This is a genomic window from uncultured Aquimarina sp., assembly GCF_947492405.1.
Taxonomy (GTDB): domain Bacteria; phylum Bacteroidota; class Bacteroidia; order Flavobacteriales; family Flavobacteriaceae; genus Aquimarina.
The window spans coordinates 449,989-473,498 of record NZ_CANLMP010000005.1; the positions used below are offsets into that span (position 1 = coordinate 449,989).

Annotated in this window: 22 protein-coding genes; 11 read left to right on the forward strand and 11 right to left on the reverse strand. The window is 31.5% G+C overall.

The annotated features are described in order from the left end of the window. The first annotated feature begins 7 nt into the window (after nucleotides 1–7). From Q0829_RS19380 to Q0829_RS19430, 11 genes are all read left to right on the forward strand, one after another. Nucleotides 8–2,239, forward strand: a complete 2,232-nt coding sequence (locus tag Q0829_RS19380; protein ID WP_298546153.1) for a hypothetical protein — start codon at nucleotides 8–10, stop codon at nucleotides 2,237–2,239. A gap of 10 nt (nucleotides 2,240–2,249) precedes the next feature. Beyond that, nucleotides 2,250–2,831 (forward strand): hypothetical protein, encoded by a 582-nt coding sequence (locus tag Q0829_RS19385; RefSeq protein WP_298546155.1) that lies wholly within the window; start codon nucleotides 2,250–2,252, stop codon nucleotides 2,829–2,831. A gap of 10 nt (nucleotides 2,832–2,841) precedes the next feature. After that, nucleotides 2,842–3,078, forward strand: a complete 237-nt coding sequence (locus Q0829_RS19390; protein ID WP_298546157.1) for a hypothetical protein — start codon at nucleotides 2,842–2,844, stop codon at nucleotides 3,076–3,078. A gap of 1 nt (nucleotide 3,079) precedes the next feature. After that, a complete protein-coding gene (locus tag Q0829_RS19395; protein ID WP_298546159.1) occupies nucleotides 3,080–3,679 on the forward strand; it encodes a hypothetical protein in 600 nt (199 codons plus the stop codon). Nucleotides 3,680–3,840: 161 nt separating this feature from the next. Continuing rightward, nucleotides 3,841–4,362 (forward strand): FKBP-type peptidyl-prolyl cis-trans isomerase, encoded by a 522-nt coding sequence (locus Q0829_RS19400; RefSeq protein ID WP_298546161.1) that lies wholly within the window; start codon nucleotides 3,841–3,843, stop codon nucleotides 4,360–4,362. Nucleotides 4,363–4,693: 331 nt separating this feature from the next. Continuing rightward, nucleotides 4,694–7,297, forward strand: a complete 2,604-nt coding sequence (locus Q0829_RS19405) for an ATP-dependent helicase (RefSeq protein WP_298546163.1) — start codon at nucleotides 4,694–4,696, stop codon at nucleotides 7,295–7,297. Then, on the forward strand, nucleotides 7,294–8,184 hold the full coding sequence (locus Q0829_RS19410) for a PD-(D/E)XK nuclease family protein (RefSeq protein ID WP_298546165.1): 891 nt from the start codon (nucleotides 7,294–7,296) through the stop codon (nucleotides 8,182–8,184). Before Q0829_RS19405 ends, Q0829_RS19410 begins: the two co-directional genes overlap by 4 nt. Nucleotide 8,185: 1 nt before the next feature. Beyond that, a complete protein-coding gene (locus Q0829_RS19415) occupies nucleotides 8,186–10,171 on the forward strand; it encodes a DUF262 domain-containing protein (RefSeq protein WP_298546167.1) in 1,986 nt (661 codons plus the stop codon). 1 nt (nucleotide 10,172) lies between these two features. Further along, on the forward strand, nucleotides 10,173–12,053 hold the full coding sequence (locus Q0829_RS19420; RefSeq protein WP_298546169.1) for a site-specific DNA-methyltransferase: 1,881 nt from the start codon (nucleotides 10,173–10,175) through the stop codon (nucleotides 12,051–12,053). 4 nt (nucleotides 12,054–12,057) lie between these two features. After that, entirely contained in the window at nucleotides 12,058–15,102 is a 3,045-nt protein-coding gene (locus Q0829_RS19425) for a DEAD/DEAH box helicase family protein (RefSeq protein ID WP_298546171.1), read from the forward strand. A 2-nt stretch (nucleotides 15,103–15,104) separates the two neighbouring features. Next, nucleotides 15,105–16,241, forward strand: a complete 1,137-nt coding sequence (locus tag Q0829_RS19430; protein WP_298546172.1) for a DUF3800 domain-containing protein — start codon at nucleotides 15,105–15,107, stop codon at nucleotides 16,239–16,241. Between the two features lie 141 nt (nucleotides 16,242–16,382). On the opposite strand, the gene Q0829_RS19435 is transcribed toward Q0829_RS19430, so the two are convergent. Genes Q0829_RS19435 through Q0829_RS19485 form a run of 11 tightly spaced genes read right to left on the reverse strand, consistent with a single transcriptional unit; the run spans nucleotide 16,383 to nucleotide 23,481 of the window. After that, the gene (locus Q0829_RS19435; protein WP_298546174.1) at nucleotides 16,383–17,336 is read right to left on the reverse strand and encodes an ATPase/DNA packaging protein; all 954 of its coding nucleotides are present in this window, start codon (nucleotides 17,334–17,336) and stop codon (nucleotides 16,383–16,385) included. Between the two features lie 7 nt (nucleotides 17,337–17,343). Continuing rightward, nucleotides 17,344–18,303 carry a hypothetical protein gene (locus Q0829_RS19440; protein ID WP_298546175.1) on the reverse strand — a complete coding sequence of 320 codons (960 nt, stop codon included), beginning with the start codon at nucleotides 18,301–18,303 and terminating at the stop codon, nucleotides 17,344–17,346. Between the two features lie 6 nt (nucleotides 18,304–18,309). Then, nucleotides 18,310–18,759: a hypothetical protein gene (locus tag Q0829_RS19445; RefSeq protein ID WP_298546177.1), complete on the reverse strand. Its 450-nt coding sequence runs from the start codon at nucleotides 18,757–18,759 to the stop codon at nucleotides 18,310–18,312. A 22-nt stretch (nucleotides 18,760–18,781) separates the two neighbouring features. Then, nucleotides 18,782–19,252 (reverse strand): hypothetical protein, encoded by a 471-nt coding sequence (locus Q0829_RS19450; RefSeq protein WP_298546178.1) that lies wholly within the window; start codon nucleotides 19,250–19,252, stop codon nucleotides 18,782–18,784. A gap of 31 nt (nucleotides 19,253–19,283) precedes the next feature. Then, complete coding sequence (locus tag Q0829_RS19455) at nucleotides 19,284–19,772, reverse strand: hypothetical protein (RefSeq protein WP_298546179.1); 489 nt, start codon at nucleotides 19,770–19,772, stop codon at nucleotides 19,284–19,286. A 29-nt stretch (nucleotides 19,773–19,801) separates the two neighbouring features. Next, a complete protein-coding gene (locus Q0829_RS19460) occupies nucleotides 19,802–20,050 on the reverse strand; it encodes a hypothetical protein (RefSeq protein ID WP_366893630.1) in 249 nt (82 codons plus the stop codon). 22 nt (nucleotides 20,051–20,072) lie between these two features. Next, nucleotides 20,073–20,762, reverse strand: a complete 690-nt coding sequence (locus tag Q0829_RS19465; protein WP_298546180.1) for a hypothetical protein — start codon at nucleotides 20,760–20,762, stop codon at nucleotides 20,073–20,075. A gap of 33 nt (nucleotides 20,763–20,795) precedes the next feature. After that, a complete protein-coding gene (locus Q0829_RS19470; protein WP_298546181.1) occupies nucleotides 20,796–21,152 on the reverse strand; it encodes a hypothetical protein in 357 nt (118 codons plus the stop codon). 3 nt (nucleotides 21,153–21,155) lie between these two features. Continuing rightward, nucleotides 21,156–21,494 carry a hypothetical protein gene (locus Q0829_RS19475; protein ID WP_298546182.1) on the reverse strand — a complete coding sequence of 113 codons (339 nt, stop codon included), beginning with the start codon at nucleotides 21,492–21,494 and terminating at the stop codon, nucleotides 21,156–21,158. A gap of 1 nt (nucleotide 21,495) precedes the next feature. After that, on the reverse strand, nucleotides 21,496–22,521 hold the full coding sequence (locus tag Q0829_RS19480) for a hypothetical protein (RefSeq protein ID WP_298546183.1): 1,026 nt from the start codon (nucleotides 22,519–22,521) through the stop codon (nucleotides 21,496–21,498). A 6-nt stretch (nucleotides 22,522–22,527) separates the two neighbouring features. Further along, on the reverse strand, nucleotides 22,528–23,481 hold the full coding sequence (locus tag Q0829_RS19485) for an AAA family ATPase (RefSeq protein ID WP_298546185.1): 954 nt from the start codon (nucleotides 23,479–23,481) through the stop codon (nucleotides 22,528–22,530). Nucleotides 23,482–23,510 lie beyond the last annotated feature (29 nt).

Genomic DNA, 23,510 nt, shown 5'->3' on the forward strand with positions numbered 1-23,510 from the left:
AATATAAATGAAAACATTATATAAAATTTTAGTTGTAGGATTCTTACATCTAATTATCTCTAATTTGTCCGCACAAGATATTATCATATCACCAAGTTCAGAGTTAATAACACCGTATCCAATTAATGGGGATAAAGATCAAATCTTACTACCTTTACCTCCAAGACCACCTGTAGATGAAGATGAAGATAATGCATTTGAAGTATCGTGTCAATGTCAATATTATTATAATTATTTCGGGATACAAAATGATCTGCAAGCGACAAGTAATGAGCAGCTTTGGTTTGAAGGTATGGAACGAGCGCAGAAATATGAAATGGAACAAAGGTTAGGAAAAACTTTTCCTACTCATTACGCTGCCCAAAAAGCATTTTTCTCTAGAATAGCTGAAAGATGGCACACTGGTCCATACTATAATCAAATTGGTGATTATGTGAGTTCAAATTTTTCTTACAGTAATAGAAAGATTGTTGAAACTGAGGCAAGATATAAATCGATTTCTGCTTGGCAAAACGAGTACAATCGAATAAGAAATGGCCAATCAAGAGTTCATAAATTCGGAGATTTAAGATATAGCAATCCATATGTTAACAATGTTAAAATAGAAGACTTAAGACATACTATAACTTTAGCAACTTCTAAAAGCTATGAACTAAATAAATTAAACACGGAATTAAACAAAAAAACAAACACTATTAACTGGAGAAAAAAATTAGATAAAGCTAAGGAAACAAAGGCTTTTGAAAACTGGATATCGCAACAATATCTAAATCAATATTATTCTTTAGGTTATAGAGATGCAATTAAGTTAATGATAGTCTACTTAATAACAGACTTTTCTGGGCCGGGATCTGGAGTAATAGCACCTCCTAACACTTTTTTTTCGAATAACGTATATTGGGCTGGGGATTATAATTTTTATGACCAAATGGTAAGCGTTACTAATAGTCAGAGTATTACTTCTACTCCCGCTACAGATACTAATTTGAGCTCGGAAGAGGCTATTGCTAGATACGCTATAAAATCTTTACCAACAAGAGTAAGTAATCTTGTATTAGGAAATACTTATCTTAAAAGTAAAACATCTGGATATCTTTATGAGAATGAGTATTCAGCAAAATCTTTAGCAATGGCAAACAGATTTTTCACATCTTATTTGGATAATCAATATTTTAATATAGATAGAAATCTATATGCTTCTGCCTGGGGAGCTTCTCCAAGATATCAGAATGAAAACCAACAATATCTAGCACTAAGAGCAGTTACAAGCACAGGGCAAGCTAGAGAAGGAATGACAAATCTCACAAACTTATTCAATCCAACATATTTGCAAGGACAAAATTATGATCACGAGGGTTACAATGTAAGAGCCGTATTTTTAGCAAATGGATTACAAATACCTGACTATATTACGAATGAAATGTTAGGTAGGACGTTTAATTTTATCCCACAAATATCTTCAGTTATTCAGATTTATTTTGAATATGGAATAGGAGAACAGTTATGGGCTAACGGATATTCTCTACAGGAATTTTTAAATAGTCCATTTGCTCAACAAGCTGCTTTAGCACTAATCAACGAAGGAAAAGTTGACTTTGATGATCAAGTTATATTGGATTCATCATTCCTGAGCACTAAAGCTTATTGTGTTTATAATGAACTTAAAAGAACAAATGGTAATCTATTTCGTCAGACTATTGGTTCTTTTATTGATGATCCTAAATATAACCTTAAGTTTGTTGTTGGTGAGTGTATCAGAACAGATCAAGCATGTACTGATGGAACCTCAAGTATAAATGAAGGTTTAATTACTATAAAATTAGAAAATACTAATATTAATTCTTTGGAGGCGGCTGCTTTACTTTTACACGAAGGTCTACACGCTGAAATGTTCAGGTTTGTAAAGCAATTTCACGATGGAGAAGTTGATACTGAAGATAAAGTAAGACTGATTAATTTATATGGAATTTATAAGCAATTAGGATGGGATAACAATGAAATACCAACATTGGCTCAACATACTTATATGACTGAAAACTATATTATTCCTATTGCTAAAGCAGTACGGGAATTAGACGGAAATAGGTTTCCTTTAAATGACTATTTAGGATACGGATGGGATGGTTTAAAAAGAATTGCTCATCCATCTTTAATTTCTGATGAGCAGTTCCAAGATTTATTAAACATTAAAAACAGGATTAATAGCAGTACTACTTTTAATCCTATGAATTGTAATTAAAATTAAAAACATGAAAAAAATCAGCTTAATTTTAATGTTTTGTATAGCATTTTCTTGTAATGAATTTCAAGAAAATGAAAATACTTACAAAATTATTTCATTAATAACACAGAAATTTGGTCGTGCTATGCCACCTCCGCCTCCACCTGGTAAAACCTACACATTGACCAAAAGTCAAAAAGATTCAATTAGCAAGCTGAAACAAAAAATTGCGATTTATCCTATTAGAAAAAGAACAAAAGGGCTTTCGGAAAGAGAAGTACTAAAAACAAAACCTTATTATTCACTAATTAAAAGCCTTGACAGATTAGATAATGATGAAATCGACATCTCCTTAATTAATAATAAAATAAATCATGAATTAATTTTATTAGATACTATTAAATACAAAGCAAATAGACATTATATATCAAAAAAATTTGATCGCATGCTGCATTTTTCGCCAATAGCTTTTGACAAAGAATTTACAAAGGCGGTTACAGTTTTTGGAAATATTTTGGGTTACTTAAACGGATCAAGTATACTATTATATCTTGAAAAAGAGAATGATCAATGGGTGATTAAAGATTCAGAATTCCTAGAGATTTCTTAAATAAAAGAAGTTGCCTATACAATCTATCTTATATACAACAGAAAAATATGCAAAGCCAATTGCCATAGCAATACGGAAATTAGATTCTAATGTATATCCCTTAGATTATTATGTGGGTTTTGGTTGGGATGGATTGAGAGCATACGCTTATACTGGACTTTTATCAAATGAAGACAGTAATCGATTTGATGAATTAAAAGCTGTAGTTCTCAATAACACCAATTTTGATCCTCGAAACTGTAATTAATATGAAGTCAACATTTTTAATTTTATTCTGTTCATTTTTTATTTTTGGCTGTAACGATAAACAGGTCAAGGAAAAGAATACATACCAGATACTATCGTTATTAATAGATGAGTTTGGTAAGCCTATTATTCCACCACCACCTCCTAAGGAGTTGAGCCACTTAAAACCTCTTACTGATAATCAGATAGATTCAATTATTAATCAGAAACAAGAAATATGCATATTCCCTATATTTCGAAGAAATAACAATAATTTCAATTATAAAAAAGAATATGATGAAGAATTTAATAAGTTAGTTAGTGATTTAAAAAATAGTTATACTGTTGAGAAAATTGATATTTCAAAAATTAAGATAGATAGACCCTATCAATTATCAATAGTTGATACAATGAAGATGAGGGAAAATAGGAGATATATTGAAAAAAACTTTGATAAATTATTAAGTTTTTACAATGTATCTTATAATAAAAAAGGTACTAAAGCTGTAACAATTATAGGAGTTGGTATGGGACCATTGAATGGATATACATCCTTAGTATTTTTGGAAAAGATCAACGGTATCTGGAAAATTAAAAACATAGATACCTTTAGCATTTCTTAACAATTTATTTTTAGTGCATCTCCTTTTAATTTTTAATAAACAAAAGAAGATGCACTATATAATCTAGATCACTTAAAAATTAGATCTATTTGCATGTTCATAGATTTACTTCACTCATCTATTTTACTCACATAAAACTTTAAAACATAGAAAAAAAACTTATGAAAAATATATTTATAATATTCACAGTATCTTTCCTTTTTTTATCCTGCAGTTCTGACGATGATCAAGGTTTTGATCCTGGAGAACCTATCAATTTAGAATATACCCAAGAAGAAAAAGATGCAGAATTACAATGGATAGAAAACTATGTATTAGAAAACAATCTTTCTACTACAGCAACGGATTCAGGATTACATTACATCGTGATTAAGCAAGGTAATGGATTAACGCCTGCGGATGAAGATACCGTTATATTTCACTTTAAAACCAGTATCGCAGAAACAGGCGAAGTTGTTGGAGAATCCAACAGAGAAAATAACGATTATGGAATTGCGGCTCCTATTCAGTCTCTTTTAAAAGGAGTCAGAGAAGGTTTTAAACAGGTTAATGAAGGTTCTAAAATTATTATGATTGTACCTTCTTACTTGGCATATGGAAAACTTGGAAGTTTTGATGGATCCATACCTCCAGAAACTATCATGACTTATGATATGGAATTGAATATTGTACTGAAAAATTAGCAGAAGTAGAAAAATTCTGTGACCAAAATCAATATTTGATTTTTCTTTTATTGTTAGAACTATATTGTTGGCTTGGATTTTCCCCAAACTGCTATTTTCAGATCATCGAAGATTTGATAAATACTTTTCATTCATTGCACATTCTTTACTACAGTGTTTCAAAAAAATGAGGAACTCAGCAATAATGATAGATGCGAAAGGACAGGGTGTAGTAAAAGTTTTTTTTAATGTAGATTTGTTAATCAATTGTGCATTGAAAAAGTTTTTTTTAGGGAATTATTATTATTATTTTACCTTTTAATAATTTTAACCAAAAAAAATCAAATTGTTTTTGAAAGAAAGTACCACAAGTAATAATTTTAGTCTTGAAACTCTTTGGCTAGAAGTTGGTTTTACACCAAATAATTCACAAGAAAAAGCCATAAAACATATTGATGGAGCGTTATATATTACTGCTGGTCCAGGTTCAGGAAAAACAAGAGTACTTTTATGGAAGACACTAAACCTTATTGTTTTTCATAACATTAAACCTGATGAAATACTCTTAACCACATTTACAGAAAAAGCTGCTCATCAATTGAAAGAAGGATTACAGTCACTTTTAGGACTTGCAAGTAATCATACTGGAAAACAATATGATTTAGCAAGTATGTATATAGGTACTGTACATTCTGCCTGTAATAGACTAATTGGTGATAGAAGGTTTTACAAAAACAGAGGAAGAAATAAAGCTGTGAAAACTATTGATCAGTTAGAACAATATTTTTACATCAAAAGAAATTCTATTTGGAATCGACTTTTACAAGTTGCAGAATTGGAGACAATTGATATTAATGCATTTTTTCAAAAAAAGACTCCAAGTTTTCCTAATAAGCATAAAGCTCTAACAGAATGTATATCTCTTTTTAATCGATTTTCTGAAGAAAGATTAAATATTCAAGAAGCATTAGATAAAACAGATAAAACAGATGGTTTATATGCCATTTTGAAAATGTATAAAGAATACAGAAATATTCTAATTGAAGATGAAACATATGATAGGTGTGATTTATCTCTAATTCAAAATAAAGCTTTAGAGGTAATTGAAGATTATGAGAATGCACAGAAAATTTTTAAGTACATAATTGTGGATGAATATCAAGATACCAATAGCATACAAGAACAACTTTATTTTGCATTAGCTGGAAATAAAAATATTTGTGTGGTTGGTGATGATGACCAAGCTCTTTACAGATTTAGAGGTAGTACAGTTGAAAATTTTGTTGAATTTCCTGTTAGAGTTTCACAATTTTTAAAAATAGATACAACAAAAATAGCACTATCAATTAACTATAGGTCAAGAAAAAATATAGTAGATTTTTACACAAACTTTATAGAACAAGAAGACTGGACTAAAAATGGAGATATTGAAAACCAATATAGAGTACATGACAAGGGTATTACAGCGTTTTCTGAAGATTTTGGTGCTTCTGTAATTTCTGTAGAAGATAACTGGATAGATCAAATTGCCCAATTCTGTAAAGAACTAATAGAAACTAATACTGTAAATGATGCTAACCAGATAGCCTTTTTATTTCCATCTTTAACCAGTACAGATGCATTAAGAACTATTGGAGCCTTAAGAGAAAGTGGATTAAATGTTTATGCTCCAAGAGCAGGGAGATTTATTGAAGGAAAAGAATCTACAGAATTATTTGGTGTTTTTGCGAATATATTTGGAACTCCAGATGTATCTGAATTTTCTGGTTTTGAATTTAATAAGTTTAAATCATGGCTTAAAAAAGCAGAAAAAACAGGAAAAGATATTATAGAAAATGACAATGATTTAAAACGTTTTGTAAATAACAAAAGGATTGAATTAGAAAAAATAACTAAGGATTATGAAGCACTTCTTAGAGTAACCGAAAAAAATAATTGGGAGTTAGACCAAGAGTTTGATTTGAACTTGATGAGAAGAAAATTATCAGAAGCTAATAACCTTTCTGAAAATGCTAAAAAGGCAATTTTAAGTCCTTATTTAGCAAGAATCGTTAATGAGAAAATGAATGATGATAGTCAAAAACCTTTTAAGTTATCTCAAATCATCAATAGAGCCACTTCTTTAGACTGGAGTATTTTGGATTTGTTTTATCAGCTTTCAGGTTTTACGCATTTTAAACATTACTTTGATTTAGCAGAAAATGAAAATAATGAGGCTCCGATTTGCAATCTATCCAAAATTACAGAATACCTTACAAGGTTTATGGAATTGTATTCCTCTATACTCTCTGCAAGTTTTTTAAGTGAAGAGGGATTTATTAGACTTTTCTTTTCTTCTTATCTGTATACTTTACATAGAATGGGAGAAAGTGATTTTGAAAATGAAGATGACCCTTTCCCAAAAGGAAATATTCAAGTACTTACTATACATCAATCTAAGGGTTTAGAATTTCCTGTAGTATTTATGTATCCTAAAAGAAGAGAATTTGTAGATGCAGACCAAAAAGAGGTAATTATTAGAAATTTAAAAGAAGTAGATGGTGAACCTTTAGAAAAAATAGGAAGATTTGATTTAATGAGGATTCTTTATGTAGGATTATCAAGAGCGGAAAAGCTATTGATTTTGCCAAAATTAAAGCCTGTGAAATCTAAGAAAGGACAATGTACTATTTCATACATTAATAATACTTTATCTTCTACAGGTACTTTAGATATGCAAAATTTCAATAAAAGTACTTTACAAATTAGTGGTGTTAAAGATTCTGCTTTAAGTAAACCATATTCTTATACTGCTGATTATTTAGCTTATGATAGATGTCCAAGACAATATATGATTTACAGAAAATACGGATTTATTCCTTCTCGAAGCCAAACTATGTTTTTTGGTTCATTAGTACATAATACTATTGAGGATTTACATGAATTATTAATTTCTAAAAGAGAGCAAAAAGGATGAGAGAGCAAGACAAATTAATAAGGAAAGATAAAGCTCGTTTAAAGGAGTTACAGTACCTCATAGAAATGGAAGAATGGATTGAGGAACAGTATGAAATGAATTATGAAAGACTTAGACTTGAAGGTGGTCATGCTCTCACACCAGAAGTTAAAAGACAAGGGTTACTTCAAATCATTTTTTATTTCAAAAAAATGAGAGAAGTAGCAGAAACAGTTACAGAAACAGAAGTAAAGTTAACATTACCAGAACAAGTTTCTCCTAATGGAAACAAATTTACAATTGAGGGTGTAGTTGATATTATAAGGGAAAATAATTCAACCACTATGTATGATATTAAAACACATGATGCAGATTATGTAAAAGCCAATAAAGATGACTATATAGACCAACTAAATGTATATACTCATATCTGGCAAAATCTAAGAAATGAAAGGTTAGATGGTACTGCTGTAATTGCTACTCAGTTTCCAAGAACATTAAAGAAGGCTATAGATGCTGATGATGAAGTAAAATTAGAAAGGGAAATGGAAAAATGGAATCCTGTAATTCCTATTCCGTTTTCACAAGAAAAGGTAGAAGAAACCATACATAAGTTTGCTTGTGTAGTGGATAACATCGAAGGTAGAGTTTTCTCTCCACCAAGTATTCAACAGTTACAAGAAAGAATTAAAGGAACTAAACAACGATTTGCAACTAGAGTTTGCAGAAACTGTGATGCAAGGTTTTCTTGTGATGCTTACAGAGAATATGCACAAGTAACCAATTCTTTTAGTGGAGGTTTTGCTGAATACATTAGTGATTTAGGTAATGCTGATGAAGTTGAAAACACTACAAATACCAATGCCTTTGTAAAAGCACCACCAACTGACATAAACGACTTAATATAAAATGACTATATCAACTGTAACTAAACAAAAAGTAAGAACTGAATTAGTTTCTTTTGAAGAAATAATTTTAGAGCACCTTTTTAAAATCCCTGATTACCAAAGAGGATATTCTTGGGAAAAGAGACAATTAGAAGATTTAAAAAAAGATATCGAGAATCTGTATACAAAAAGCTACAGACATTTTACAGGTACTATTGTAGCAACAGAAACTGGAAGTAATAATTTATTTCATATTGTAGATGGTCAACAAAGGTTAACAACACTCATTATTTTGTTGAGTGAAGCAAACAAAATCTTAAATGAAAAAACTATTGAAGAAACCTATATAAAAAGAGGTGATTTTGGAAGAGAAAAATATGTGTTAGAAACAAATGAAGAAACTAAAGACTTCTTTAAGTCTTTGATACAAAAAAATGAATCTCCTACACCAAAAGTAAAATCTCATTTAAGAATTAGAGAAGCTCAAACTTTTTTCAGCAAATGGTTTTCCAATAATGAGGTAGATGTCCAGAAAGTAGTGGATATAGTTACACAGCAATTTGGTTTTATCTTTTTTACTCCACAAGATTCAAAAGAAATAGGAATCATGTTTGAAGTAATTAACAATAGAGGAAAAGCATTATCGGAACTAGAAAAAATTAAAAATTTCTTTATCTACTATGCTAGTATTCATGGATATGATGAGTTTAGAAAAGAAATAAATACTTCATGGAGTGATATATTAGTTAATTTAAGTAATGCTCATATTTATTCTAATAATGATGAAAATAGTTTCTTAAGGAATTGCTACTTAGTGTTTTTTGATACTAACAAAACAAAAAGTTGGCATGTGTATGAGCAACTAAAATTACGTTTTAATCCAGAAGAAACAGATGAAAAAATAATCAAAAACGATTACAACAGTATTAGTTCATTTGTTAGTTTTCTTAAAAATGCTTCATTACATTATTCATATCTATTTAACAGAAATACATTTAATGATAATTATGATAAATCATTTAAAAATGAAATAAGCAAAACACTTACACAAATAAGATGTCAGCCTACAAAGGCTTCCATTATGCCTTTATTCATAGCTACAATGAGCTATTTAGATGAACAGCCAGAAAATACAGCAAAAATGTTGCAATTACTGGAAATAGTAAATTTTAGAGTTTATCTGTTACCTAAAATTACATCAAGGGCAGATTCAATGCAAGGAGATATGTTTAAGTGGGCATATTGGTTGTATCATGATAGAAATTGGCACTCATCAAATTTTGAAGACTTCTTCTATACTCAATATGGTCAATTAAAAATTGAAGGAGGAATTTTTGATAGAATTAGTCTTGATATTATAGGTTTTACAAAACATAACTGTTCAGAAAAGAAGTTAATTCAATCTTTAACTCTTGATGAAGATGAAGCTGATGATTATTACCACTGGAAAGGAATACGCTATTTTTTAGCTTCATTTGAAGAATACAAACAAGAGGAAAAGCAACAGACTTTTGATATCCAAAACATTTTAAAACAAAGAGCAGATGTTACTGTAAAAAACAATGATTTTTTGTCTTTAGAGCATATATGGGCTGCCAACAATAAATATTATGATTTTGAATATTATCCTAAAGAAAAAAGAAGGCTTGGAAATTTTGTTTTATTAGGCTTATCAAAAAACATTCAATTAAGTAATAATGATATACCTCATAAAATAGAAGAGTTAAATAATGATTATGGCTATATATCCTTAAGACAAGTAGCAGATTTAAATGAAATTTTGAAAAGAGCTATTTCATTCTTAGTAAATGAAAGGAACTGGAAAGTGAAAAAGAAAAATTACTACAAAGAACTAAGTACTTTTATTAATGATAAAAGGGAAACAGAAATGATAACTTTTGCACTTAAAAGATGGGCATTACCTAATGAAAAACTGGAAAACTTTATAAAAGTAGATAGTTTTAATAGACAAGATGCAAATGAAAGTTTCATTTTAAAAAACAGATAACATGGCACAAGAATTTACACCACAATATACCTTTAAAGAAGATAGATTAAACGAATTAAAACAATTGTTTCCTGAAGCATGGGAAGATGGAGTTTTTAATGTAGATACCTTAAAAGAACTTATTGGAGAATTTAGCACAGACAATACTGTAAAAGAACACTTTGGTTTAAACTGGGTAGGAAAACAAGATGCCAGAAAAATTGCAGCCAAACCACCTACAGGCACTTTAAAACCTTGCATTGGTGAAGGGGTAAATGAAGATAATACGGAAAATATTTTTATAGAAGGAGAAAACTTAGAAGTACTTAAAATTCTAAGAAAATCTTATATGGGTAAAATAAAGATGATTTATATAGACCCTCCTTACAATACAGGTAACGACTTTATTTACAATGATACTTTTGCAGATAGTACTGAAGATTATTTAAGAAAAACTGGAGAAAAATCTGATGAAGGACTATTAGTATCTAATCCAAAATCATCTGGAAAATACCATGCTAATTGGCTCTCTTTTATTTATCCGAGGTTAAGGTTAGCAAAAGATTTATTAAAAGACGATGGAGTTATTTTTATTTCTATTGATAATAAGGAAGTTGATAATCTAAAAAAAGTTTGTGATGAAATATATGGAGAAGAAAATTATATGGGTAGTATTGTTAGAGCTACAGGACAAACTACTGGTCAAGATAGTGGCGGTTTAGGTAGTTCTTTTGATTATATTTTAACTTATACAAAAAATCCTGAATCTGAATTAAATGGTCTACCACTTACTGAAAAAGATTTAAAGCGTTTTGATAATGAGGATGAAAGAGGTAAATATGCCTATGACCAAATGAGAAAAACTGGTAGTGTAGATAGAAGAGAAGATAGACCAAATATGTTTTATCCTGTAATAAATCCTGATGGAGAGGAAGTGTTTCCAATTGCTCCTGCTGGATATGAAGGAAGATGGAGATTTGAAAAGAAAACCTTCGAAAAACTAAAAGATGATAATTTCATTTTGTGGAAAAAATCGAAAAGAGGTGATTCAGAGATTTGGTGGCCTTATGTTAAATATTACTTAGAAGGAAGAACAAAAAGACCATCTCCATTATGGGATGATATTGATGGTAATAAAAAAGCAGCAAGAGATTTAAGGGATTTATTTGATGGCTTAAAATTGTTTGATTATCCAAAGCCCTTAGAAATGATGGAAAGGTTAATTCAAATAGTTCCTAATGCATCAGATGAAGACATCATTATGGACTTTTTTGCAGGTTCAGGTACTACTGGTCATTCTGTTTTTAAAATTAATAAAGAAGCTAACTCTAAAAGAAGGTTTATTGTAGTGCAAATTCCATGTGATATAGATAATTCAACAAGTGTAGGTAAAAATGCCTCAAAATATCTGAATGATAAAAATAAAGAAACTAATATATCAGAATTATCTAAGGAAAGATTGAGATTATCCATAGAAAAAGAACAATATATTGAAGGGTTTAAAGTCTACAAACAAGAAAAAAGCACAATATACAAATGGCAAGAGTTTGTTCCAGAACAAGATGGTGCTTTGCCTGATTTATTCAGTAAATTGGAGTTGGCTTACAAAAACCCATTACAAGATGGAGTTACCACACAAGATTTTATAACAGAAGTAATTTTACAAGAAGGTTTTCCCTTAACAGCCCAACAAGAAGAAGTTGCAAGTGGTATTTTTAAAATTACCCATGAATGGGTTCCATATACATTATATGCTACTATGCTATATAGCTTTAAAAACACAGATTTTGAAACTTTACCTTTAATAGAGACAGACCATTTTGTGTGTTTAGATAAAGCTTTTGATGGTAATGATGCTTTAAAACAGTCTTTAGATAATACCTGTAAACTATATACTATTTAAGGCTATGAAATTAAAGTTTAATGCAAATCAAGATTTTCAGCTTAAAGCCATTAAAAATGTAGTAGAACTTTTTGACGGTATTGGAGAGTATCACACTCATTTTACTTCAAATACAGAAACCATTCCCAACTTACCAGATGATGAAGATTTGGATGATGATTTTCTGTTAGAAAACCTCCAATTTGTTCAAGAGGAATTTGATATGGAGATGGATGCCAGAGATACACCTACTATGAAAATTGGAGTGAGTAATTCTTTAGATAAAGAAAGGGGGATGCTTTTAGAAGGTGTTAGTAATGATACTTATGAATATCCTACATTTTCTATTGATATGGAAACTGGTACAGGTAAAACTTATGTGTATTTAAGAACTATACATGAACTCCATGAAAAATATAGATTTAGTAAGTATGTAATAGTTGTTCCATCCATTGCTATTTTTGAGGGAGTTAAAAAAAGTTGGCTAATTACAGATAGTCATTTTAGAAGTCTATATGGTAATGATTTTGCAAGGTTAGTACCATATAGTTCTGATAGAATACAAGAAGTTAGAAATTTTGCTACGGCAAAGAATATCGAGGTACTGTTAATTACTATGGCAGCATTTAATTCTGCTTCCAACAATCTATACAAACCTACTGATAAATTACCTGGAGAATTTTTACCCTATGAGTATATTCAAAAAACCAGACCTATAGTTATTTTGGATGAACCACAAAATATGAGCTCCGCAAAGTCTAAAGATGCCATTAGAACATTAAAACCGTTGTTCTCTTTGCGTTATTCTGCAACTCATATTAATACCCCTAATTTGGTGTATAAATTAACTCCTGTAGAAGCATTTAGAAGAAATTTAGTAAAACGTATTCAAGTTGTTGGAGTAGAACAAAAAGAATTAGGAGGTAAAATACCTATTTCATTAAAAAAAGTAAGTGGAAAAGGAAAATCTGCAAAAGCAACATTAGCAACCTATACAGAAAGAAATGGGATGCAAAAGATTGAAGAAATTACTGTTAAAACAGGAGATAATGTTGGTGTAAAAACCAAATTACAAGAACATCAAGATTTAGTTGTAGAAAACATAGGTTCAGCTAAAGGAGATGAATTTGTAACCTTTGAGAATGGTACTACACTAACAATGCTAGGAGGTGATGGAATTTCGAGACCTGAAATTTTTAGGTATCAAATTAAAGAAACCATTACTCAGCATATAGAACACCAAAAGAAAATGCAAAAACATGGTGTTAAGGTATTGTCTTTATTCTTTATAGATAAAGTAGCTAACTTTTTAGGAGATGGCGAAAAAGAAGGAATAATTAGAAGAATCTTTAATGAAGAGTTCAGAATCCAAAGGGATAAACTGGATATGTTTAAAGAGAAAAGCCCTGATGAAGTACAGGCTTCTTATTTTGCAAGTTATAAACAAAAACCCAAAGGAGGAAAAGAACAAACCATTTATGTAGAAAATGAAGCGACCAATGAAAAACAACGTAAAGCTCAAAAAGAACAGTTTGAGCTGATAATGAAAAAGAAAGAGGAACTACTTTCTATTGATAATGATGTGTGTTTCATTTTTGCACATTCTGCATTAAAAGAGGGTTGGGATAATCCAAATGTTTTTCAAATATGCACACTAAATCAAACAGTATCTGTAACCAAAAAAAGACAAGAAATTGGTAGAGGTTTACGTTTAGCAGTAAACCAAAAAGGAGAGCGCTTACATGATGACCAAGTAAATATTTTAACTGTTGTAGCTAATGAAAGTTATGAATCTTTTGCAAATAATTTACAGCAAGAGTATATAGATAAAGAGGGAGAAGCACCACCAAAACCAGAACCTAAAAGAGCAGCTGCAAAAAGACAAGATAAATTCTTTACCAGTCAAGATTTTAAAGAGTTTTGGACCAAGTTAACTTTAAAGTCTGAATATAGTATTAATGTAGATTCTGATACGTTATTAGAAGAAATAAAAGAAAAGTTTAAAGACAAGAAAAACAACACATTTCCTGAGCCTAAAATTGTAATTAGTAAAGGAAATTTTGTGATGACTTCTTTCACTTTTAGAATCAAGTCATTTGAAGAAGATAATTCAGCATTAATAATTATAGTTAAAGAAGATACCAGAGGGAACAGAAATAATTTAGGCGGAGATTTATTTGATGGTGGTTTAAAAGTTTCAGAAGGAGATGATTTGGCTAAAATTTTAAAAGAGCAAAAATTAAGAGGTTTTATAGTTAATAGTATTGAAGCCAATAAATCTAACCCTGACATAGAATTTAAAAACGGTTTTAAAGTATCTAAATTCAAGGTAGAAACCTATTCTGTAAGTGATAATAAAGATATACAAGCTAAAGATTCTCAAACAGGTTTGCAAAGGTTTCCTGTATTTAATGTAGTGGATAAGTTAGAACAAGCAACATCACTTACAAAAGATACTTGTTTCAAAATCCTAAAAGCAGTTCCACATGAAGAACAAGGAAAACTATTTAGGAATCCAGAAGGGTTTACCAATAAACTCATAGAAATAACTAAAAATGCATTAGCAATTCATGTAGCAGAAAATATCGAATTTAAAGTTTCGGATACTACTATGGAGAATGATGTTGATGAACTTTTTCCTGAAAAAGTAAATTATGTGCAGACTGAAATTGTAGAATCTCCAAAGCATGGTCTATATGATAGAACGCAAAAAGATTCAGACATAGAGGACCATTTTGTTAATGCAAAATTAGAAGGTGATGATGATGTACATTTCTTCTTTAAGTTTCCTTCTAAATACAAAATAGATTTCCCGAAAATTATAGGAAACTACAACCCTGACTGGGGAGTAATAAGAAAAGACAAAGACGGTGTTAAAGTACAATTAGTAAGAGAAACTAAAGGAACTGCTGATGTATCCAAACTAAGATTTGTACATGAGATAAACAAAGTAAAAGTAGCGCAAAAACACTTTACAGCTCTTGGTATTGATTATGATGTTATTAAAGGAGATGAGCCAACTTGGTATATTAAGAAAAACATAAAACCTGTAGGCGAAAAATTATTATAGATATGGAAAAGGTATATATTTTTTGTGATGAGTTTGGCACATCAACTTTAAAACAAAATGATGCTAAAAACATCACAAAATTTGTGTACTGTTCCATTATTATTAAAGAATCTCAATTAGTACAAGCAAGAAAAGTTAGAGACGAAATAAGTCAGAAATTCTTATTTGGTAAAAAATTAAAATCAAGTTCTTCTAGGTTAAAAAATGATGCAGTTAGAATTGATGCATTAAAATATCTATTTGACAATTTAAATTTCATTAATCACTATCTGATAGTTGATAAGGAAAAGTTAGACCAAGACAAAGGTGGTTTGAGGTTTAAAGAGGTTTTTTATAAATATTTTCAAAAAATCTTTGTCGGCGAATTAGCAAATTCTTTTACCGATTTTGAAATCAATATGCATCGCACAATTAGTGCAAAGTATGGAGAAGATTTAAAGAAATATTTAAGTAGCAAAGTAAAAGACAATCTGTTTGAAAATTATCACTTTTTGGATGATAATAAAGAGCCTTTAATTCAACTAGCTGATGTATTAGCTGGCTCTCTTGGGAAGTTTTTTAATAAGGATTTTTATTCAGATAAAAATGAAGAGATTTTCAGCCTTTTGAAGCCAAGAATTTTTTCACTAAAGTTCTTTCCAGAAGAAAAAAATGCTGATGTAAAGCCAATATATTCTGTTTCAGATGTAAACGAAGAAATTTATAACATTGTTAGAGCAGATGCTTTAATTGAATTAAATAAAAAAGAAGATGTTTTAGAGACCATTATTTTAGAATTACTTCTAAATTATCAAAAAATAGCTCCTACTTATTACCTACAGACTTTTGAAATTACAAATTATGTGAAATATTACCATAGCAAGGAAATATCTACAGACCTACTTAGGCTCATAATACGAGATTTAAGATTTAAAGGCGTTATTATTGTGTCTGCTAATAGCAAAAGTGGATATAAATTAGCTGTTAATCAAGAAGATATTTACCAGTACTTTAATCATTATTCAAAATATATTCTACCAATGCTCAAAAAAATCCAAATAGCTAATGATATATTTATGAGAAAAACTGTTGGTGACTATAACCCTCTAAAAGACTTTGAAGAATTATCAAATTTGGTCAATGATATAAAGTTCAAATAGTTTAATCCCTATAACTTCCCTGAATCTGTTTATTGAGTTTCAAAAAACCTTCATTATAAAATACGGATAAGAATTTTTCAAAATGAGCAATACTTCTTGAACGTAAGCCGTAAGCCGATGGCCATTTACATGACCATAGGCTTACTTTAAAACTGGATTTGAAATTTTATCATCGTGATAACGTAGAAACCTAGAAATCAATTCGATAATTGCTGCATTACGATTCTCATAAACAGGTTTATCATAAAAATCTCGTTCATTAAGCATCATTCTTATAGTAGATTTTTCTTCCTGATCAATAAATCGTTTACAAGCTCTTATATAGGCTGCTCTTGTACATCCGCTAACCTTTCTTCTACGCATATCGATATACACGAAAAAACTGCGTTGTTTTTTATACTCGGATTCTGTTTCAAACCTCCCTTCATCCATCGCTTTTGAGCATAAATCATATTGCTCATTAACAATGAGTTGTGCAATTCTAACTATAGGATAGTTTGGAATTCTTTCTTTATATTTTGTAACAGGATCAACTTGGTGGTGCAATCTTATGAACGTACAGGCTTGAAATTGTGTTGTGGTCACTTTACCTAAAGATTGATGAGAAAACAAAATATCGATCCCTTTATGCCTTACTGTTGTTAATGCACCTATCAAGGATTGTCCTTTCGCTCCTGACATATAACTATCTGTATCGTCTAATACCACCAATCCATTTTTAAAATGATTTACGATTTTTTCAGCTACTTCACGCTTTTCAATATTACTCATCGCTTTGCCTCCTAGCTTAAACGGAAGGATTCTTCTGGCTGCCACTTTTGTAAGCGCCTTGATATGATTGGGACTTACGGTACGAAAAGTGGGGTAATCATGACCATTGGTGTCAAACGCCAGAACTTTTCTTCCTTTCTTACCTTTTTCAGGATTATCTATCATATAGTATTTGATTTCCTGATTGGTACGAAATGTTTTTCCAACTCCCATTTCTCCTATAATAAGCATCACAAAAGGATCACGTTCTAAATCTTCATTACTATAAACAATTGGTTTTCTCCCTTTAGTCGACTTTTTCCGTGTCTTTGACTGTGTTGCCATAACGCTATCATTTTGCGCTATCTTCTGCCACTTCGATAATTGTGTTTTCCATTCTTGGTTCTTCATCATATTCTTCTTGTACAATTACAGGGTCTATTACTTCTTTTTCTTTAAGTGGTGCTTCTTCCTTTTTAGATTCTGGCTTTCCATTAATTTCCTCATACGCCGTATCAAGAATATCTCTTTCATCTTCATCTGGCTCCAAGTCCCTATCTGAATATCCTTTTTCCTCCCGTACGATATCCAAAATACGCTCCACTAAAAGATCATTTTCTGCCTTGATCTCCATAACCGCGCGACCTTTTTTAAATAGAATAGATAACACTACAGCCATTAATTGACGTTCCGGAGTTAACTTTTTAGCCTTTCTTTTTAGTATCTGGACTAATAAAGGCTTTATCATTGCCTTGTCCTCTTTGTCTAACTTTATTCGTTTTACATTCTTCTCATTCTGGATATCTATGAGTTCGATGATTTCATCAAAATCGTAAAACTCTTTATGCTTTTTGATTTTTACAAAATATCCTCCTCCAAGGTCAATGAGATTATTAACTGTTCCAAAAATGCTATCCGCAGCTTGTTTGGCTGCATCCGTAGGTAATTCAAATTCTTCTTTATCCCGCGGTTCATTCGGATTTGGACTTTCCCCACTTATTTGCGAGTCATCATCAAACCCTCCACCAATTTCCTGTTCAGGAGCATCTAAAGGTGTTTGATCCCTTGAATCAAAAGTTTCCTGTTCCATAGCGTTTCCTGAATTCATTTCTTCTTTACTAATATCATTTATCTCCCTTGGCTTACCCGTTTTCCAAATATTCCAATCATTTGGTTTTGTTACGCCTGCTATTTCCTTTTCAATAACTGCTTTATTGAGTGGACTAAGTTCTTCATCCTGTATATGCTCAAAATCAACGTCATTAGGGTTTTTTAAAACATCAACCACTTCTTTCTCTAGCTCTTTCTTCATGTTTTCTTAGTTTATCTTTGCTATAAATTGGATCAGGTTTTCTTCCAGAACTTCATACCTATTAACAAAAGTTTTATTGAATTTTGGAATAGAAAGAAACTCGGTGCAATTCTTAACGTGATAATACACTCCAAACCGACCTTGGTTGAATTGCTTTCCTATTTCCTTATAACTTAGTTCGGTATACTTATTTAAAAGGTGATAACTTGCCATTCTTGCTTCCCTATATTCTAGTGAGCGTACCTTTTTTTTAAGAGCTTCCGTAACATTAAATACTTTAAAGCTCTGGGAAACCACAAAAGTGGTAATCAACCTAGTTTGTTCTTTCTGACGGGTACGCATCTTTGATGTTCCCGATAGTTGATCAATGATCTGTAACGCCTTTGCCATTCCAAACTTGCCAATGAGCTTATCTACGCCCTGTTGTAATTCTGAATACTCTTTTCCTCTTTCCATCCCCTTTTTTCATTACATTTATTTATATTTTTTCATCTAAAAGAATGATTTGATACCTGTGATAAAACGTGGACTCCTTTTTTAAAAAGTATGCCCCAACAATAGTATTTCCATTGATTTTTGCTTCCATTCCCATAGCTCTCAAATCTGATCTTCCAATGTTTCTAGTCCTACCCATTTTAAAGAGTTGTTCTAGTAACATTTCATCTGAAACAGATGTATTCTCCAATGTTTCTTTTTTGTGGGTACGGACTCCATTTTCAAGCAATAGATCATCGAATTCTTCCTCCAATTCAAGTAAAATTTCTGTATCCACTCTTTTAAGAAGCGCTCCTACTTTCTCTCCTTCTTTTTCATTTTCTATGGAAATATCATCCAATGCTGCGTCATAAATATTGAAACCTGATACCTGAAGTTTAATATGGGCAGGTAAGTCATCTATCGTAAGATTATAAGTATCCATAAACTTGATATGTTCAAACTGTTCGTTCATATTCCAAAAATCTTATAAATTCAATACTTCTTTACGCTCCCTTTTTTAATGGAACAATGCCATATACGTGAAAGAAAAATGACATTCTTTTTAACTGATACTTTCCAATGACCACATCATGTTCGATTTTAGATTTTACCCCCAAGCCTTTAAGTACAGATCTTCTAATACTTTTCCTTCTTCCCATTTTTACCAATTCCTGAAGTATCGACTCATCGGTACGTATTTTTGATTTGGCCGTCTCCTTAATAGATTTTTTAACCAAAGGAGATTTCAGTATTTCTTCGAGCCTGTCGTTATTTTCTAGCAGATCTTCATATTCTTCCTCAATCTCTCCAAGGATTTCATAATCCAATTGCTCTAATTGCTCCAGTAAATCATCACGATCTGAATCCTGAATAGCATCCAGAAGTTTATGCAGTTTCCAGAATATGCCAATCTTTTCTATCAGTGGTCTAGGAAGGTCTGTTTTCTTCACGTGATTTGTTTCTAAGAAAACTTTAAACTTTACTTCTTTCATTTTTATAGTTTTAAAAGGTTTATGATTAATTAAGCAGGGATTACTGCCACCTGTTTCGCTTCCAGGGATTTTTCTATTTGATAGGAAATAAGTGCCGTTAATGCGGAGGTTGTAAGTACAACCGCCATATTCTTGGCTAGTTCTTTCCCTCTTGGAACACCAAATTTGAATCCTTTTTTATTGGCGTTTGTACCGAGATTATAGTACACCAATGCTTCGGCAAAACCAATGGCTAATCCTACTCCTGTTATTATGACTACCGTTTTATCTATTTTCATTCTTTACGTTTTTTACTATTTATTATTTTTCTAGTTTTTCTTCGATTTTCTCATATCGTTCCTTTATTTCTTCGTTATCCTTTTGTCCTTTAATGGCATTCATCTTATAAATTTTCAACAAGGAACGATGGGTATTTCTTAAGAGCCTATTGGCTTCTTTTTGAGTCTCCAGATTATCTTTTAATCCCTTTGGTATTAAGTTACCCAATGAAATAAAATGCCCCTTAATTTTGGCGTATCTGGTAGGCTGTGGTTTTGGTCCTTCGAGTTTTCGTTTTTCCTCCCGATATACCTTCATTTTCAACCGACACACCTTTACTTCTTCTTCTAAATCATTCAGTTCTGCTTTTGTAGCTTTCGATTCTGGCTTAGCCTTTGGAGTGTTCTTTTTTTCACTTTTAGAGCTTTGGGCAGGTTTCTTTTTTGTAGAAGTGCTACTCTTTTTTTGAGTTTTTTTCTTGCTTTTCCCCTTTTTCTCTTTTACCTCCGTTACATCATCACAAGGATTTTCCATAGCAGAAGGCAAAGCTTCAGGGGAATATTTGCTGACAAGTGTATATACTTTATCGACACTTCCTTGTATAATTTCTGCTGCTTTTTCCTTATCCTCCATTTCTTTATAATCCTGAATAAGTTCTTCCGTAAAGGATCGTACCTTTTCATTATCAATTTTAGATAGGTCTATTTTTAATATGTCCTGTATTGTTTTCATTTTTAAAGTTTTAAATTAGTATGTTGTTTTCTTTTAAGATGCTATTTCCAGTTCAAGCTCTAGCTCTACCAGTTCTAGTAATCGTAATCGTTCTTTTTCCTTTAACTTCAATTCATCCAAGGATTTTTGGGAACTTGTCTCTTTTGGAGCTTTACCTGTGTCCTGTTTGATTTCTTTTTCCTTTTTTTCAGGATAGAGCAACCAATACAATAAATTATCAGCTTCCTTGGCTACTGGATCATCCTTAGTAAACCCTTCTGTACGTTCCTTAATCAGTTGGTAACTCTCCAAAGGGTTTAGTTTACTTCCTCTATAGCGTTCTATCATTTCCTGATTCGGAACGTGTATACTCTTTAATTCTTCCTGGGTAACATCTTTGATTCTGTACATAACTTATTTTGATTTATGGTCTACTGCATATTCTTGTGCATATAAGGGTTCTAACCCTTTAAAAAATTCGTTGGCTTCTTCTTGGTTGGAGTAATGAATGGAACAATACTGAGGTGTGCCGTCCACATCAAAACACTCATATCGATAGCATTGAAAAAGACGTTCTACATCACTTGCATCAATGATCAGCCATCTCAAGATGAGCGTATTTTGATGCTTCCTAGACTTCATAATTCTAAACTCTCGACAATGTTCCTTACAGCTATCATTGATCGCGATAGCTCTATTCATAATCCTGTTAATGATCTTTTTGTCTAGTATTTCTTTTGTGCTCTTTTTCATCCTATGTTTTCTCTTTTAAGTTTGCGTTGTGCGTTGCGATGATGCTTGTAACTTCCTTTACTGCATCTTCTATAGAATAGCTTTGACCAAAAGACACACCCTGACCGTCTGTAATGGTATCTACAATCCGCTGATCCATCCCCTCAAAATATGTCCCTAATCCGACGGGCAGATCAATACCGAAATAATCTCCTAGTGACACCAATGCCTTAAACCCTCTGTATCTATAGTATCTAGGATCACTTGATAGTAATAACAATTGATTTTTATCCAATCGATCTTCGAAGTGCTTAACCCGAACGATCCCTGCTATGATTTGGCTATCAAAAGATGTGGCTACAACTACGTTAACAGCTACAGGTATTCCTCTGGCTTCCATATAGTCTACTAGTTCACTACAGGCAACACCTACATACATCAGTGCATCTCCTTCAATTTTTGCATTTCCTCCTGCGGTTATGTATACTTCTAATGCTGGAAAGGTTCCTTTTTTTTGTTCAAAATGAGCAAACACTTTCTTAGCTGAACTCCCAACATCGCCTACTTGTAAGGCTATCTTTAATTTTTCAACTGTGAGTTCTAAAGAACTTTTTTTGCTTCCTAGCATTGGAATCCTACGGAATAATCCTATGGATGCCATATCAAATGAAAAAACTCCAATTCCTTTATCATTGAACCTAAGTTTTGGTTTGGCTATCGTTTGTGAATCGCCCATATTTAGAAAAGAATGCAGCTTTGATTTAATTTTAGGCTGAATCTTCTTTAGTAAATGCATCCCTCCAAATATCTTATGGTTATTCAATTCTTCAACATCCCTTGGAATCGGAAAACCATACATTTTGGAATTTGCTCTAATATGCCCTGACACCCAATCATTAATACCTCTAAAAGCTTTTACATTGTGCTGATTTAATTTTGGTATCCTATCATCTACAAAGGCGTGAAAAGCGGTTACACTATGATAAAAACAGTAGTATATTTTATATCCATTTGTAATGGTTTTGGTATGTATTTTTGGATCAGTCATTATCTATTACTTTCTGCGTTTATATTCCTGAATAAACTGATCCTTCCAAACCGATCCTTTATAATTATTTATAAAGTCCTCATATCCTACTTGCGTTTTGATATGAGTTGCTTTTTCTACACCCATCGTCCAGAAGAAACTCTCCAAACAATCTTTTAAAGTTTTCCCATTTGAAACTGTATGGTGAATCGTACCATTAGCATCCTTGATACCCATCTCGCGCATCATCTCCAGTTCATAAATCCGTTGCATATTAATCATCGTTCTAAGGGTCATGATATCTTCTGTATCCTCTTCCATAGTGCCTTCTCCTTCATATGCCAATATGGAATTGCGAATATTTATGCAAATAGTAACTACTGCTGGATACACTACTTGTCGTTCTAAGGCTTCGTTAAAGCCGATCTCATAAATACTCCCGCTAAATCGGTCTAACAATGATGCATCTTGTTTATTGTTTCCCACATAAGAATGGCTAATCGCTTTACCTAGCGTGTTCCCTGAAGCTATACACCCAAAGTCTGGATGCTTCCGAATTGGTTTTTTCTGACCATTTAAAATAACTGCATCCGTATCCGCTGTTTTTGCCAGTGCATAATTTAATAGCCCTGCCGTATTGGGATCTAGTTTTGGTAATTCATCTAGCAATAAAATCTTTCCCTCACCCCACGCTTTTGATAGCGCTCCTTCCTGATATCCATCTAGGGTTTGCCCTCCAATAATATCAACAGGTGATGTCCATTGATTGCAATTAATAATCTCAAATGGAAGCTCTTTTTTGTCATTTCTTCTTCTACCGAAAAAGGAATAACTTACTTGTTCCTGCAATCTTGATTTGCCAGTACCCTTACTACCTACCAAAAACACATTATTCCCAACACTTAAATCATCAAGGATTTTCATAAAGCTTGGTATTTGCTGTATTTCAGGTATGTCTAATGCGAATGTTCTTTTTTTCATGTGTTTTTACTTTTAAGTATTATGTATCG